Annotated in this window: 13 protein-coding genes, 1 pseudogene and 1 riboswitch; of the genes and pseudogenes, 4 read left to right on the forward strand and 10 right to left on the reverse strand. The window is 43.1% G+C overall.

The annotated features are described in order from the left end of the window. Positions 1 to 3 precede the first annotated feature (3 nt). The 3 genes from B1s21122_RS04005 to B1s21122_RS04015 all read right to left on the reverse strand — a co-directional run bounded on the left by B1s21122_RS04005 (position 4) and on the right by B1s21122_RS04015 (position 1,637). Complete coding sequence (locus tag B1s21122_RS04005) at positions 4 to 243, reverse strand: RNA-binding protein (protein WP_095680516.1); 240 nt, start codon at positions 241 to 243, stop codon at positions 4 to 6. A gap of 2 nt (positions 244 to 245) precedes the next feature. Further along, complete coding sequence (gene rplS, locus B1s21122_RS06465; protein ID WP_095680515.1) at positions 246 to 785, reverse strand: 50S ribosomal protein L19; 540 nt, start codon at positions 783 to 785, stop codon at positions 246 to 248. A 93-nt stretch (positions 786 to 878) separates the two neighbouring features. Beyond that, on the reverse strand, positions 879 to 1,637 hold the full coding sequence (locus tag B1s21122_RS04015) for an inositol monophosphatase family protein (RefSeq protein WP_095680514.1): 759 nt from the start codon (positions 1,635 to 1,637) through the stop codon (positions 879 to 881). An 82-nt stretch (positions 1,638 to 1,719) separates the two neighbouring features. Between B1s21122_RS04015 and sepH the strand changes: the two genes are divergently transcribed. Then, positions 1,720 to 2,514 (forward strand): septation protein SepH, encoded by a 795-nt coding sequence (gene sepH, locus B1s21122_RS04020; protein WP_095680513.1) that lies wholly within the window; start codon positions 1,720 to 1,722, stop codon positions 2,512 to 2,514. On the opposite strand, the gene B1s21122_RS04025 is transcribed toward sepH, so the two are convergent. Next, the gene (locus tag B1s21122_RS04025; protein WP_095680512.1) at positions 2,511 to 3,605 is read right to left on the reverse strand and encodes an alkaline phosphatase family protein; all 1,095 of its coding nucleotides are present in this window, start codon (positions 3,603 to 3,605) and stop codon (positions 2,511 to 2,513) included. The two genes, sepH and B1s21122_RS04025, sit on opposite strands and share 4 nt — an antisense overlap. Positions 3,606 to 3,755: 150 nt before the next feature. Between B1s21122_RS04025 and B1s21122_RS04030 the strand changes: the two are divergent. Both B1s21122_RS04030 and B1s21122_RS04035 read left to right on the forward strand, forming a co-directional pair. Continuing rightward, a pseudogene (locus B1s21122_RS04030) lies at positions 3,756 to 5,249 on the forward strand (DNA gyrase/topoisomerase IV subunit A); the annotation flags it as partial. Positions 5,250 to 5,261: 12 nt separating this feature from the next. Next, a complete protein-coding gene (locus B1s21122_RS04035) occupies positions 5,262 to 6,860 on the forward strand; it encodes an ABC-F family ATP-binding cassette domain-containing protein (protein ID WP_095680510.1) in 1,599 nt (532 codons plus the stop codon). Here the strand turns inward: B1s21122_RS04035 and B1s21122_RS04040 are convergent. After that, positions 6,857 to 8,947: a DNA gyrase/topoisomerase IV subunit B gene (locus tag B1s21122_RS04040; protein WP_095681236.1), complete on the reverse strand. Its 2,091-nt coding sequence runs from the start codon at positions 8,945 to 8,947 to the stop codon at positions 6,857 to 6,859. The two genes, B1s21122_RS04035 and B1s21122_RS04040, sit on opposite strands and share 4 nt — an antisense overlap. A 214-nt stretch (positions 8,948 to 9,161) precedes the next feature. Here B1s21122_RS04040 and B1s21122_RS04045 point away from each other — a divergent pair, with 214 nt between their 5' ends. Continuing rightward, the gene (locus tag B1s21122_RS04045) at positions 9,162 to 9,377 is read left to right on the forward strand and encodes a DUF7455 domain-containing protein (RefSeq protein ID WP_041869309.1); all 216 of its coding nucleotides are present in this window, start codon (positions 9,162 to 9,164) and stop codon (positions 9,375 to 9,377) included. Between the two features lies 1 nt (position 9,378). On the opposite strand, the gene B1s21122_RS04050 is transcribed toward B1s21122_RS04045, so the two are convergent. The 5 genes from B1s21122_RS04050 to ald form a co-directional block, all read right to left on the reverse strand. After that, positions 9,379 to 9,570 (reverse strand): CDGSH iron-sulfur domain-containing protein, encoded by a 192-nt coding sequence (locus B1s21122_RS04050; RefSeq protein ID WP_095680509.1) that lies wholly within the window; start codon positions 9,568 to 9,570, stop codon positions 9,379 to 9,381. 16 nt (positions 9,571 to 9,586) lie between these two features. Further along, a complete protein-coding gene (locus B1s21122_RS04055) occupies positions 9,587 to 11,158 on the reverse strand; it encodes an RNA polymerase sigma factor (RefSeq protein ID WP_095680508.1) in 1,572 nt (523 codons plus the stop codon). 109 nt (positions 11,159 to 11,267) lie between these two features. Continuing rightward, positions 11,268 to 12,365: a homoserine O-acetyltransferase MetX gene (gene metX, locus B1s21122_RS04060; protein WP_095680507.1), complete on the reverse strand. Its 1,098-nt coding sequence runs from the start codon at positions 12,363 to 12,365 to the stop codon at positions 11,268 to 11,270. Between the two features lie 3 nt (positions 12,366 to 12,368). Continuing rightward, a complete protein-coding gene (locus B1s21122_RS04065; protein ID WP_095680506.1) occupies positions 12,369 to 13,673 on the reverse strand; it encodes a bifunctional o-acetylhomoserine/o-acetylserine sulfhydrylase in 1,305 nt (434 codons plus the stop codon). 68 nt (positions 13,674 to 13,741) lie between these two features. Beyond that, positions 13,742 to 13,855: riboswitch (SAM riboswitch) on the reverse strand. 14 nt (positions 13,856 to 13,869) lie between these two features. After that, positions 13,870 to 14,952 (reverse strand): alanine dehydrogenase, encoded by a 1,083-nt coding sequence (ald, locus tag B1s21122_RS04070; RefSeq protein WP_095680505.1) that lies wholly within the window; start codon positions 14,950 to 14,952, stop codon positions 13,870 to 13,872. Between the last annotated feature and the right edge of the window lie 9 nt (positions 14,953 to 14,961).

The raw sequence follows: 14,961 nt of genomic DNA on the forward strand, positions 1-14,961 counted from the left end.
AAATTAACGAACCTCGTCAGCCTCGATTAGATCTACGCGAACTGAGCGACCAGCAAGTGCGCTAATTACAGTGCGCAGTGCTTTAGCAGTTCTGCCATTGCGGCCAATTACCTTGCCAATATCTTCTGGGTGAACTCGCACCTCAAGTGTGGTGCCACCACGTGAATTTTTTTCAGTTATGACAACTTCAGCTGGATTATCAACAATCCCTTTTACTAAGTGTTCTAGAGCTTCATCAATCATTCTTACTCGCTTGCTGTTGCATCAGCAGCTGGCGCGTCAGTTGTTACCTCTGGCGCTTGTGCTACTTCTTCAGTGGTTACTTCAGTAACTGCGGCAGCGGCAGCAACAACTGCAACAGCCTCGCCCACTACTGGAACCTCAACCTTTTTAGAAACTACTGGTGGAACATAAGCTGGCTCAACAATAATTTCACCATCTGCGCCACGACGCTCTTTAATCTTTGTTGCCTTACCAGTTAACTTACGTAGGTAGTAAAGCTTGGCTCTACGAGCTGATCCATGACGAACAATTTCAATTCTTTCAATTACTGGAGTGTGTACTGGGAATGTTCGCTCAACACCAACACCGTATGAAATTTTACGGATAGTAAATGACTCACGAATTCCAGAACCAGATCTTGCAATTACAACTCCTTGGAAAAGCTGAATACGGCTCTTGGTACCTTCAATAACTCGAACGTGAACCTTTAGTTCATCGCCGGAACGAAATGATGGGATGTCTTTGCGAAGTGAGGCGGCATCAACTACATCTAACACGTTCATGTTTTGTCCTAATCGTTAAATTTTATGGTCAATCAGTTATTTTCCAATGAGTGCGTATCTTGCCACAGCAGGGGTGATTAGATCAATTTGAGATCAAATCAAGGGCAAAAGCTGAGCATGTAGGGATGGACCAGCGGCAACCACCAGTTCACTACTCGGCGCCCCGCCGCCAGGACCAGAGACAACTGCTCCAGCCTCGGTTGCGATTAATCCACCTGCTGCATGATCCCATTCTTTAAGTGATGCTTCAAAGTAACCATCTAATGCACCCATCGCCACATAACAAAGATCAACAGCTGCTGCGCCATTCCTTCTTAAATCTCTAATTCTTGGTAACAATTTTGCCATGGTATCGCCTTGGCTAATTCGTAAATTTAAATCATAAGCAAAGCCAGTTGCCAGCAGTGCCTTACTTAACTCAACTGGTTCATTACATTTAATTTTCTCACCATTATAAAAAGCCCCACCGCCTTTTATCGCGCTCCAAAATCCATTAATGCTTGGTGCGTAAACCACACCAGCTACTACGCCATTTTTATCTTTAGCTGCAACTGAAACATTCCAACCAGGTAATCCATATAGGTAATTAACGGTGCCATCTAATGGATCAATTACCCAAGTTATTCCAGATTTACTCTCCTTGGCCGCACCCTCTTCAGCAATAATTCCATCATCTGGGCGAAGTGCGAGAATTTGTTTAACAATTAAAGCCTCTGCTTGTTGATCCATTTGGGTTGCAAAATCAACTGCAGAACTTTTCTCAGTAAAGGTAAAGGTTGCTGGTCGTTTCATCAGATGTGAACCTGCGGCTTTGGCCACTGATTCAGCAATTTTTAATAACTCTGCGCTCACCAGGTTATCTAAGCATGAAAAGTGAAGGCCTGAGCGTGTGTGGCAGATTTATCCCGCCGATTAATTGTGGCAATCTACTCTCATGAATGAACCAACCGATCTACGTTTAACCGGGCGATCTGCCGATGGCGCAGAGCTTGAGTTGGTTGATCAAGTTGGAAATCAGTTCTCACTTCGTATCTCCGACACATTGCGCGCCACAGTAAATCAACCACGTCTTTCTGCTGTAAGTAATATTGATGAGGTTGTAACCACAACTGTTAAAGAGGTGCAGGCAAGGTTACGAGGTGGTGAATCTATTGATTCCATCTCTCGCACAACCGATTGGTCAATTGAGAAAATTGAAAATTACGCTGGTCCAATTTTGCAAGAGCGAGCATTTATCATTTCTCAAGCACTTGCCACCCAAATTCGTCGCGAACCGCATGCACCATATTTAGAGACAGCAGTTGCTAATCAATTAGCACCAAGAGGTGTTGATATGAATACGATTGAGTGGAATACATTGCGCTTACCCGATGGCAATTGGGAGTTAACTCTTTACTATCCACTGCGTGATGGTTCACCGAGTGAGGCAATGGGTGAGGCAGTTTGGTTATTTAATTTAGGTCGTAGAGCACTTTCAGCTCATGATGATGGCGCAAGATGGATTGGTGGCGAAGCTAAACCAAAGGCAGCTACTCAAACCTTTGGAAATATTCCACAAACCGAAGCACCACGTTTGGTATCAATTAAAGAAGATGTTGCACCTTACGCGCCAACACCATTAGTTGCAGTTGATGATGTTGAAGATGAAGAAAAACGAGATGGTGTGACTAGGAGAATTAAGATTCCATCTTGGGATGACATTATGTTTGGCAAAAAGGATGAGGACTAACCAAGTAAGAGCGGTATCTCAACTTCAGTATTTGTAACACCACCATGATGGCCAACCATTGAACTCTCTTCTCTAATTCGATCAGGATCTATCAAGATCAAATCATTTTGGGCAATCGCAATTAGATCTCCCATTCGCTCAGTTGAATCTTGCGAAACTACTTCACCAAATAAACCTGAGGAGATTGCAGACTCCTTACTTAAAACTTGCGCCCTACCCGCGAGCTGTTCTTGCCATTGCGAAATAGTTTCACTCTCAGCACCTTCTTTAATATAAATATGTCTAGCCCTTGGCTCACCACCAATTAAAGTCACATTCTTTAGTAAGTCATTATCTTGACCCAGAATAAGTTGCTGGGTGCTATTTACCATTCCATGATCTGAGGTCACCCACACTCGAGTTCCCGCTGGCACGGATGATTTAACTTTAGAGATAAATTCACTCACTTGAGATAAGGCATTGAGCCACTTATCTGAACCAACGCCATCGCTATGGCCTGCTGAATCTAAAGTATTTAAATATGTGTAAACAAAAGATGGTTGTGCCTTTAATGCCAAAGCAACTGCTAACACCATCTCATCAATGCCATTAGCGCCAACATACTTTGCTCCCCGCAAAGCCGCTTGAGTGAAACCACTTCCTTCATAACGCTTTGCTGCAACATGAGTAACGCTAACGCCATCTGCAACAGCGCGCTGGAAAAGAGTTGGAACTTTTTGCCACATTACTGGATCAACACGTTCATCCCATTTAAGGGCATTTAATAATCGGTTATCACTTCGTGGCACCCGAACTGTGTAGCCAAGCATTCCATGCACGCCAGGTAATACACCAGTTCCAAGAGTTGAAAGACTAGTTGCAGTAGTTGATGGGAAATTTGCCGATAGGTTTTTAACCTGTTTTAGCTCGCTAAATATTTCAAATTCATCACCATATCGATCAACAGCATCTTGACCTAGGCCATCAATTAAAATTAAGCATTCACGTTGTTCTTGCTGGCCAATACCTAAAGTGTCAGTTGTTTGGCTTACTGAAAGTGAATTAAAGATTGAATTAGTTAGATCTGCTAAACCAAATGTTTTATTGCTCAATTGGGCATTTTCTCCCAAGAAATAATCGCTGCCCTAAATGATGGAAAATATCTAAGAAGCATGCCTAAAGATTAGCATTTTGTTAATTCATCGATGAATCTGGCTTGTCGGTCGCTATAAATCAACACTTCTATTGGCAAGATACGCTCTATGGCCAAAACACCAAAGGTAGTTGCACCAAAGGCGGGTGAAAATCCTGGTCGCATAATTGATATTGATGTTGCTTCTGAGATGTCAGAATCATTTTTAGAGTATGCCTATTCAGTTATTTACTCTCGCGCATTGCCTGATGCACGTGATGGATTAAAACCTGTGCAGCGAAGAATTTTGCATCAGATGAATGAGATGGGACTTCGGCCAGAAAAAGGCCATGTGAAGTGCGCAAGAGTTGTTGGCGATGTAATGGGAAAGCTTCACCCACATGGTGATGGCGCTATTTATGATGCGATGGTTCGTATGGCGCAAAGTTTCTCAATGCGTTTGCCATTAATTGATGGTCATGGAAATTTTGGTTCTCTAGATTCAGGTCCAGCTGCGATGCGTTATACCGAATCCCGCTTGGCTCCATCGGCCATGATGATGGTGGATGAATCTGATGAGGACACTGTTAATTTTGGCGCCAATTACGATGGCCAAATTCTTGAGCCACAGGTACTGCCGGCAGCATTTCCAAATCTATTAGTAAATGGCGCCACCGGTATTGCAGTTGGTATGGCAACAAATATGGCCCCTCATAATCTTGGCGAAGTAATTGCTGCTGCTAAATTCTTAATGGAAAATCCGAAGGCAACCTTAAAACAATTAATGAAGATTGTTCCAGCACCTGATTTTCCAACTGGTGGTTATTTGGTAGCCACTGAAGGAATTGCAGATGCATATGCAAATGGGCGAGGCTCTTTTAAGGTTCGAGCAACTGCGGTAATTGAGAAGGTGACTGCTCGTAAGCAGGGAATTGTAATTACCGAGCTGCCATACAACATTGGACCTGAAAAGATTGTAGAAAAGATTGCAGATCTTGTTAAAGCTAAAAAGGTGCAGGGCATCTCAGACATAGTTGATCTATCAGATGGCCAATCAGGCACCAAGGTTGTAGTTGAGATTAAAAATGGTTATGAGGCCGATGAAGTTCTAGAAAATCTCTATCGCCTCACCCCAATGGAAGATGCCTTCTCAATTAATGCGGTGGCATTAGTAAATGGCAAACCTTTAACTCTAGGGCTTAAGGATTTATTGCAGGTCTTTATTGATCACCGGATTGAGGTAGTCCGCCGTAGATCTGCCTTTAGAAAAGCTAAAGCGCAAGGTAGATTAAATCTAGTTGATGGGTTGTTAAAGGCAATTGTTGATATTGATAAGGTAATTAAGTTAATCAGGGCCAGCGAAGATGCAACTGTCGCAAAGGCGGGCTTAATTAAAACTTTTAAGTTAAGTGATGAACAAGCCACCTATATTTTAGATATGCCACTTCGCAGATTGACCAAGATGAGCAAGATTGAACTTGAAACTGAGGCGAAGGAATTAAAGGCTACAATCGCCACCTTAACCGCAATCCTAAAAACTGAGGAGAGCATCAAGGCCAAAGTGTCTGAGGAGTTATCTGAAATTGAAAAGAAGTATGCCTCCCCTCGTCGCACGCGCCTTGTTGCATAAGCAACTTTGATATCAACTAACGCCCTAGAACTTCGTGCTGCCGCCAAGCTTTTGGTTAAAGATGTAACTGTTCGAATTAATCATGGTGATCGAATTGGTTTTGTTGGAAGAAATGGTGCCGGCAAATCCACACTTGCAAAGGTACTAGCTGGTGAAACCATGCCAGCAGGAGGTGCGGTAAACCGAACTGGAAAAATTGGTTATCTGCCTCAAGATCCTAGAACTGGTGAAGATCAAGGCAGTGTGATTGATCGAATTCTTTCGGTGAGAGAGTTAGATCTAATTTCAAAACGGATGCGCGCTGTTGAAGAGGAAATGTCTACTGCGCAAGGATCTGAGTTAGAAAAAGCAATGGAGCGATACACCCGCGTGGAGCACGAGTTTTCAACCGCAGGTGGCTATGCCGCAGCAGCAGAGGCAGAGGCAATTGCATCCTCCCTTGGTGTGCCAAATAATTTGTTTGATCAGCAATTAAGCGCTTTATCTGGTGGTCAGCGGCGAAGAATTGAATTGGCCAGAATCCTATTTTCTGGTGCTCAAACATTAATTTTGGATGAGCCCACCAACCATTTAGATGCCGATTCCATAGTTTGGCTACGGGAATTTCTACTTAAGTACCCAGGTGGATTGGTAATCATCTCTCACGATGTTAATTTGATTGAAACTGTTGTTAATAAGGTTTTCTACCTTGATGCCAATCGCAACGTTATTGATGTTTACAACATGACTTGGAAAAACTACCTTCAGCAACGCGAGGCGGATGAGCACAGAAGAAAGAAAGAGCGTGCGATTGCTGAGAAGAAAGCAGAGATACTGCAAAAGCAAGCTGAAAAGTTTCGTGCGAAAAAGGATAAAGCGGCATCAGCAAGAGCTATGTTTAGAAGGGCAGATCAACTTCTCTCCGGTTTAGAGGCTGTACGAAAGAATGACCGAGTTGCAAAACTAAGATTTCCAACTCCCTCTCCTTGCGGCAAAACTCCTATAACAGCTTCAGAGTTATCAAAATCTTATGGCTCACTTGAAATCTTCACCGATGTTGAATTAGCAATTGATAAAGGCTCTCGAGTTGTAATTTTAGGATTAAACGGCGCTGGTAAGACAACTTTGCTTCGAATTCTGGCCGGTGATTTAGAGCCTGATACTGGTCATGTTGAGGCTGGCCATGGTTTGAAGATTGGTTACTACGCCCAGGAGCATGAAACTTTAGATTATGAGCGAACTATTTTAGAAAATATGTTAAGTGCAACTAAGGAGATTCGTGAGCCAGAGGCGCGTAATGTGCTCGGTTCATTCCTATTTACTGGTGATGATGTGCATAAACCAGTTAAGGTTTTAAGTGGCGGTGAGCGAACCAGATTAGCGTTAGCTTTATTGGTGGTTAGTGCGGCAAATGTATTACTTCTAGATGAGCCAACAAATAACTTAGATCCAGCTTCGAGAGAGGAAATCTTAGGAGCATTGACTGAGTACCAGGGCGCCGTGATTTTAGTTTCGCATGATGCTGGCGCAGTTGAAGCATTAAAACCAGAACGAGTTCTACTTCTACCTGATGGTGATGAAGATCTTTGGAAAGAGGAGTACTTCGATCTAGTTACAATCGATTAAGCGTCGATTCGCTCCCGATCAATATCTGCATTTGAAATAAAGTCTTTTCGAGGTGCAACCTCATTACCCATTAGCAATTCAAACATCGCCTCAGCTTTTGTAACATCCTTCATGGTAATTCTTCGAAGCGTGCGATGGTTTGGATCCATTGTTGTCTCACGTAGTTGATCAGCATCCATCTCACCTAATCCTTTATAACGCTGGATTGGCTCCTTCCATCTCTTGCCATCCTTCTTTAACTGGGCAATGACTTTTTTCATCTCATCATCTGTGTAGGTGTAATGAAGCTCGCCCTTTTTGCCACCAATTACATCAATACGGTGCAGTGGTGGGATAGCAGCAAATACTCTGCCCGCCTCAACCAATGGACGCATATAAGAATTAAAAAGTGTAAGGAGTAAGCAACGAATATGGGCGCCATCAACATCAGCATCTGACATCAAAATAACTCGGCCATACCGGGCATCATTAATATCAAAGGATTTTCCACTGCCTGCGCCGATTACCTGAATGATTGATGCGCACTCATTATTTTCCAGCATCTGCGAAAGTGATGCCTTCTGAACATTTAATATCTTGCCGCGAATAGGCAAGATTGCTTGAAACTCTGAGTTTCTAGCAGCTTTGGTAGTGCCCAGAGCGGAATCACCCTCAACAATAAATAACTCAGTTCTTGTTGGATCATCTGATCTGCAATCAGATAATTTGGTTGGCAAAGATGAGCTCTCCAGTGCGTTCTTTCTGCGCTGCAAATCTTTATGTGCTCTAGCTGAAATTCTAGTTCTTGAAGCATTGGCAATTTTTTCTAGTATTAGGCGACCAGTTGCCTTATCAATTCGCTTGGTCGTGTTGAAAAATGCCTTCATCTCATCGGCAACAACTTGCCCAACAATCTTGCTTGCTGCAGCTGTTCCTAATACTTCTTTAGTTTGTCCTTCAAACTGCGGTTCTGACATTCGAACTGTGACAACAGCAGTTAAACCTTCTTGCACATCATCTTTGATTACATCTGCTTCATTATTTTTTAAAGTCTTGGTGGCACGAAGTGCGTCATTAACAACTTTAGTGATTGCCTTTTCAAACCCAGCAACATGGGTACCACCCTTTGGTGTTGAAATAATGTTTACAAAGGATGCAACAGTTGCGTCATAACCATTGCCCCACTGCATTGCAATATCAACGCCCATCTCACGCTCTACCTCAGTTGGGGTCATATGACCCTTCTCGTCCAGTACTGGAACATTTTCTGTGTATGCACCAGTTCCAGAGATTCTAATTACTTCACCAACTGGATCATCAGGACGCAAGAAGGTGCAGAACTCAGATATGCCACCCTTATGGAAAAAAGTCTCAGTAGTTTTCGCCTTAGTTCTACTGTCATTAACAATTAAGGTTAAACCCGGAACTAGGTAGGAAGTTTGTCTGGCTCTGGCATAAATATCTTCAATTGCAAGCTCTGCTTCCTTTAAGAAAATTTGTTTATCAAACCACCACTTAATTCTGGTGCCAGTTACCTTGGCAGAAACCTTGCCAATTACCCGCAACCCTGATTTTTCAGTAAAGGATGCGTTAATTCCTTCACCTTCAAATATTCCAGCATGACCACGTTTAAAGGACATCCAATAAATTTTTCCATCGCGATCAACCTCAACATCAAGACGAGAGGCAAGGGCGTTAACAACGGAGGCGCCGACACCATGCAAGCCACCAGAGGCTGCATAAGATCCGCCACCAAATTTTCCACCAGCATGTAGTTTTGTCATTACAACTTCAACACCAGTTAATCCAGTCTTTGGTTCCTTATCAACTGGAATACCACGACCATCATCATGCACTTCAACTGAACCATCTGCTTCTAAATTAATTTCGATTTTTTGGCAATGACCTGCTAATGCTTCATCAACTGCGTTATCAATAATTTCCCAAAGGCAATGCATAAGACCACGTGAATCAGTGGTGCCGATATACATACCCGGGCGTTTGCGAACTGCATCTAATCCTTCAAGGACAGATAAATCCTTGGCTGTGTAGCTGCTGATAATTGCAGCTGAGGTGCCATCATCAGTTTTTGCGCTTTTGGTTGCCACGGGTGAGAAGATTATCGGCGCTAATACCACCTATTGATGATCCTCGCCGAGTAAGACCCATATTTATTGCTAATCGATATGAAAATGAGATATTTGCAACATATTCTCAGCATTTGAGCACAAAAAATTTACTTAATTGAAACCAAATATCGAGCGGGGAATAAAGTATTCATGGTTTGATGTTCCCCTGATGACACAAGCAGATGGAGAGATGATGAGTAGCCAGATCACAATGGAGCAAACCCCATTGAACTCACTAGATAGGTGTGACCGTTGTGGTGCACAAGCCTATGTTCGTGCCATTTTAGTTTCAGGTGGTCAATTACTATTTTGTTCCCACCACGCAAAATCCTACGCTGAAGGTTTAAAGCCAGTTGCGGCCGTCATCCAAGATGAAACCCAAAAACTAGCTAATCAAGCAGCTAACTAACTTATTCTGCAACAAACCCAGCGTCGCGGTGGCTACCATCGCAAAATGGCTTCTCCTTGGAGTGACCACATCGGCAAAGTGAAAAATCTGTTTTAGTTTCAAGAACTTTTCCATCGGCATCAACAAAATCAACCTCGCCAGTTACCCGAATTGATCCATTTTTCTTAATCTGCATTTTTGTTTTATCGCTCATAGTTTTAATCCAATTCTTAATCTAGGTAATCGCGTAGTACTTGAGATCGGGAAGGATGACGCAGTTTAGACATTGTCTTAGATTCAATCTGGCGAATACGCTCACGAGTAACCCCGTAAACCTTGCCAATTTCATCTAAGGTTTTTGGTTGACCATCAGTTAATCCAAATCGCATTGCTACTACCCCAGCCTCGCGCTCAGATAATGTATCTAGCACTGAGTGAAGTTGCTCTTGTAATAAGGTGAATGAAACCGCATCAGCTGGAACGATTGCCTCAGAGTCTTCAATTAAATCACCAAACTCAGAATCGCCTTCCTCACCAAGTGGGGTGTGAAGTGAGATTGGCTCACGGCCATACTTTTGTACCTCAACAACCTTTTCAGGTGTCATATCTAATTCTTTTGCTAACTCTTCAGGTGTTGGTTCTCTTCCTAAATCCTGCAACATCTGGCGCTGAACTCTGGCTAATTTATTAATAACCTCAACCATGTGTACTGGAATACGAATTGTTCTTGCCTGATCTGCCATCGCTCTAGTGATCGCCTGGCGAATCCACCAAGTTGCATAGGTTGAGAACTTGTAACCCTTTGTGTAATCAAACTTCTCAACGGCTCGAATCAAACCTAAGTTTCCTTCTTGAATTAGATCTAGGAACAACATACCTCGACCGGTGTAACGCTTGGCAAGGGAAACCACTAACCGAAGGTTTGCCTCAAGTAGATGGTTCTTATCTCGGCGGCCATTAATAACTATTTGTTGCAGCTCCCGCTTTACCTTCTTATCCATCTTCTTATCTTTAGCAATCCGCTCTTCAGCGAATAAACCAGCCTCAACAGATTGAGCAAGGGATACTTCAAGTTCAGCGTTAAGAAGAGGAACTCGGCCAATTAACTTCAAATAATCCTTAACTGGATCAGCGGTTGCTCCAGCTGTTAAAACAGTCTGTACTGGTGCGTCATCCTCTTCAGAATCTTTAAGTACAAATGAGTTCTGCTCATTTTGTGACTCTTCGGCAACATTTACAACTCTAATTTCAGAGGCACCCTCCTCCGCTGGCGCATCTTCTTTATCATCGATTAAGCTTTCAAGATCTTCTATCTCAACCTCTTCTAACTCAACCTCTTCGCCATCAATCTTTACCTTCTCAACTTTGCCGCCCTTTGCAGCAGGTGCTGCCTTTGGAGCAGGAGGCGCCACGAGTTCTAACTCAGTTTTCTTTAACATTCTAAATGGTGAAAGTCCAAGCTTTCGAAGTTTTTCAACCTGCTTAGGAACTGATTCCTCTAACTCACGAGCAATTAAAACTAAATCTTGATCAGCCTTTTTTACAATGCGATGAATGTTAGAAATACCACGGCTATCTAGCTCAGCTAAAACAGATTTTTGCTGAATTACTAACTCTTTAACCTTTAATATTTGAGAAACATCTTTGGCGTCTAATACTGCCTTTTGCGGAATTTTTATCGGCTTCTTTGCAGCCTTTACCTTTTTTGCAACAACTTTTTTCGCTGAACTCTTTTTTGCAGCAGGTTTACTCTTGCTCTTTCCTGCTTTACCGCCTTTTTTGGGCGCACGAGTTACAGCCACAATTCATCCTTTGTTTTTAGGTCTTTAACTTTTTGCGATTTCTTTAAACCGCTTCGACCCTTGGCTATATTATAAATTGTCCACAGCCCTAAATGCACATCCATTTTGGCTAATTTGAGATTTTTTGAAGTTTAAGCGCATTTTGGATGATCTGCCCCACAGATTCCACCTCAATTAAGAAGCCATCATGACCAAATGGGGATGAAATCAGGTGAAGGCTAGCTTGGCTTGGGGCGAGCTCGGCAATCTCCTGCTGCAATCTAGGTGGGAATAATCGATCAGTATCAATTGAAACCACATGGATTGGTACTTTGATGGTGGCAAGTGCGGCCGCTACTCCACCACGATCTCTACCAACATCATGGGAGTTCATCGCCTCTGTTAATGCAATATAGGTATTGGCATCAAATCTTTTTGCCAACTTCTGTGCTTGATGATCTAGGTAGGACTCAACTGCATATCTTCCAGTTTCATCCCCCTGTAACTCACGGCCAAATCGCACATCCATCTCAGATTCTGTTCGATAGGTTAAATGCGCAATTCTTCTTGCAATTCCCATTCCCTCAATTGGACCAACACTTTGTTCATAGTAATCACCATTATTAAAATTTGGATCACTCTTTATTGCTCGAATCTGAATTGAGGCTGCGCCAATTTGATCCCCAGTTGCAACAGCAGATGAACCAATAGTGCAGATCGCCCCAACTAACTCTGGATAATCTATTGCCCACTCCAAACTGCGCATGCCACCTAAGGATGGGCCAACTGCTAATTGATATTTCTTAACACCAATCTTTTTAGTAAAGGCAAGCTCAGCTTGGACCATATCTCTAATTGTTATTACTGGAAATCTTGAGCCCCACCTTTTGCCATCCGGTGCTAACGAGGATGGACCAGTTGAACCTTGGCAGCCACCAATTACATTTGGGCAAACTATGAAGTATTTATCAGTATCAAATGGCAAACCTGTGCCAACCATCTGTGGCCACCAACCATTAACATCGGCCCAGCCAGTTAACGCATGGTTCACCAAAATTGCATTATCTCCTGATGAATTTAATTCACCCCAGCTTTGATAAGCAATTACTACATCAGGCAATACCTCACCAGATTCCAGAGTTAAATCACCAATATTTAAGAATTGGCGGTCCCCCGGGTCATGACTTTCAAGCCACGCCCCGGTAACTGCTGGATTTACTTCACTCATTATTTACTTAGCAGCTGCAAATGCTTTTTCAAGATCGGCTTGAATATCTTTGATATTTTCAATACCAACAGATAAACGAACCAAACCTGGGGTAACACCAGCAGTTAATTGCTCAGCAGGTGATAATTGTGAGTGAGTGGTAGATGCTGGGTGAATTGCCAAGCTTCTAACATCTCCAATGTTTGCCACATGTGAGTGCAGATTTAGCGCTTCAATAAACTTCTTACCAGATTCAATTCCGCCCTTAATTTCAAAAGAGAGAACTGAACCACTTCCCTTTGGCGAATACTTCGTCGCTAACTTATTCCACTTTGAACTAGTCAGGGATGCGTAGTTAACCGATGAGACCTGTGGGTGTTTTTCTAAAAATGCTGCAACCGCTTTAGCATTTTCAACATGGCGCTCAATACGTAGGGATAATGTTTCAAGTCCTTGGGCAAGTAACCAAGCATTAAATGGTGATACTGCAGCGCCAATATCGCGAAGCAGTGTCAATCTAATCTTGAAGATGTAGGAAAGATTTGCCCCAAAGGCTGAGCCAACGCCAAGTGCTTGGGCGTAGATGATTCCATTATAGGAAGGATCTGGTTGATTAAAGTTTTTAAACTTCTCTGGATATTTGGCGTAATCAAACTTGCCAGAGTCAACGATGGCGCCAACGACTGCGTTTCCATGGCCAGATAAGAACTTAGTTGCGGAGTGAACTACAACATCTGCGCCCCACTCAATTGGTCTAATCAAGTATGGCGTAGCCACAGTGTTATCAACAATTAATGGCACATTATTTTCATGGGCAATCTTTGCCACCGTTTCAATATCCAAAAGATCATTTTTTGGATTAGCAATAGTTTCACCAAAAAAGGCCTTGGTATTTGGCTTAACCGCTTTGCGCCAGCTTTCAGGGTCATCAGGGTTATCAACAAAGGTAACTTCGATGCCAAATTTAGGCAAGGTGTAGTGGAAGAGATTATAAGTTCCACCATAAAGGGATGGGGATGAAACGATGTGATCGCCCGCCTCTGCAACATTTAAAACTGCAAAGGTTGTAGCAGCAGAGCCAGATGCAAGTAGAAGTGCAGCAACGCCGCCTTCTAGAGCAGCAATTCTTTGCTCCACCGTGTCTTGAGTTGGATTCATGATGCGGGTGTAGATATTTCCAAGCTCTGCTAATCCAAATAGATCAGCTGCATGTTTGGTATCGCGGAATTGATATGCAGTTGTTTGATATAACGGCAGTGCGCGAGCGCCCGTAGTTGGATCAGCAACTTGACCAGCGTGAATTTGTTGAGTTTCAAATGAATATGACAAAGCATCCTCCTTATAGAAAAAAGGGGGTTGAAAAAAATAATTAGGGTTATCCCCTAAATTCTTTTAGCGACCCACACTTGCCGATGGCACCTTGCTATCGACCTGGTCTTCACCCGGAGCACCCCACCGTGGTGGAGGGTTGCCGCTTAGTTAGCCGGGGCTATGAACTAAGACTCATGACCTATGGGAAAAAATACTAGAGATTGTGCGCCTTTGCAACCGCCTCATACATAATCTTTCCTTCGTGCACATTTAGTCCCTTAGCCAAGTTGGCATCATCGGTGAGCGCCTTTTCCCAGCCCTTATTAGCCAGGGCTAAGCCATACCCAATTGTGGCGTTGGCGAGAGCGTAGGTGGAGGTGGCAGGAACTGCCCCTGGCATATTTGCCACACAATAAAAAATTGCATCATGGACCTTATAGGTTGGATCTTGATGAGTCGTCGCCTTTGAATCCTCAAAGCAGCCGCCTTGATCAATTGCCACATCTACTAATACTGCTCCCGGCTTCATCTTTTTAACCAAAGCATTACTTACTAACTTTGGCGCTTTGGCGCCATGAACTAATACTGCGCCAATTACTAAATCAGCTTGGCTTACCTCTTTTTCAATCTCATAACCACTAGAAGCTAATGTCTTAACATTGCCAGCAAAAATCTGATCAATTTGAGCAAGACGTTTTAAATCTAAATCCATAATTGTTACATCAGCTCTCATGCCATGGGCAATAGTTGCAGCAGCAACGCCAACAACTCCGCCGCCAATTACAACTACCTTTCCTGGGCGCACTCCTGGAACTCCGCCAAGTAATACGCCAGCTCCACCCTTACTTGCTTCAAGGGCGGAAGCTCCAACTTGAATACTCATTCGCCCTGCTACCTCACTCATTGGTGCTAGCAAAGGAAGCGCGCCATCAACTTCAACAGTCTCATATGCAATTGCAGTTGTTCCCGATTTCATTACCGCCTCGGTGCATGCTTTATTAGCAGCAAGGTGCAGATATGTATAAAGGATCTGACCTTTGCGCATTCGCTTGTACTCAACCTCAATTGGCTCTTTTACCTTTTGAATTAAATCAGCCTTTTGCCAAACCTCATCAGCGCTATCAATTATTTGTGCTCCCGCTTTGATGTAATCCTCATTTGATATGCCAGAGCCAAGACCAGCATTTTTCTCAACAAGTACTTGATGTCCGGCGCTTACATATGCGTGCACACCAGAGGGGGTTGCTGAAACCCTGAACTCATTATTTTTAATCTCTTTTGGAATACCAATAATCACAAAATTTGC

This window comes from Candidatus Nanopelagicus limnes, assembly GCF_002287885.2.
GTDB classification, from domain to species: domain Bacteria; phylum Actinomycetota; class Actinomycetes; order Nanopelagicales; family Nanopelagicaceae; genus Nanopelagicus; species Nanopelagicus limnae.

What these genes read in the sequence shown, in the direction of transcription:
- B1s21122_RS04050 (WP_095680509.1), bottom strand. Translation starts at nt 9,570, where the DNA reads ATGAGCGATAAAACAAAAATGCAGATTAAGAAAAATGGATCAATTCGG.
- B1s21122_RS04005 (WP_095680516.1), bottom strand. Translation starts at nt 243, where the DNA reads ATGATTGATGAAGCTCTAGAACACTTAGTAAAAGGGATTGTTGATAAT.
- rplS (WP_095680515.1), bottom strand. Translation starts at nt 785, where the DNA reads ATGAACGTGTTAGATGTAGTTGATGCCGCCTCACTTCGCAAAGACATC.
- metX (WP_095680507.1), bottom strand. Translation starts at nt 12,365, where the DNA reads ATGAGTGAAGTAAATCCAGCAGTTACCGGGGCGTGGCTTGAAAGTCAT.
- sepH (WP_095680513.1), top strand. Translation starts at nt 1,720, where the DNA reads ATGAATGAACCAACCGATCTACGTTTAACCGGGCGATCTGCCGATGGC.
- B1s21122_RS04045 (WP_041869309.1), top strand. Translation starts at nt 9,162, where the DNA reads ATGAGTAGCCAGATCACAATGGAGCAAACCCCATTGAACTCACTAGAT.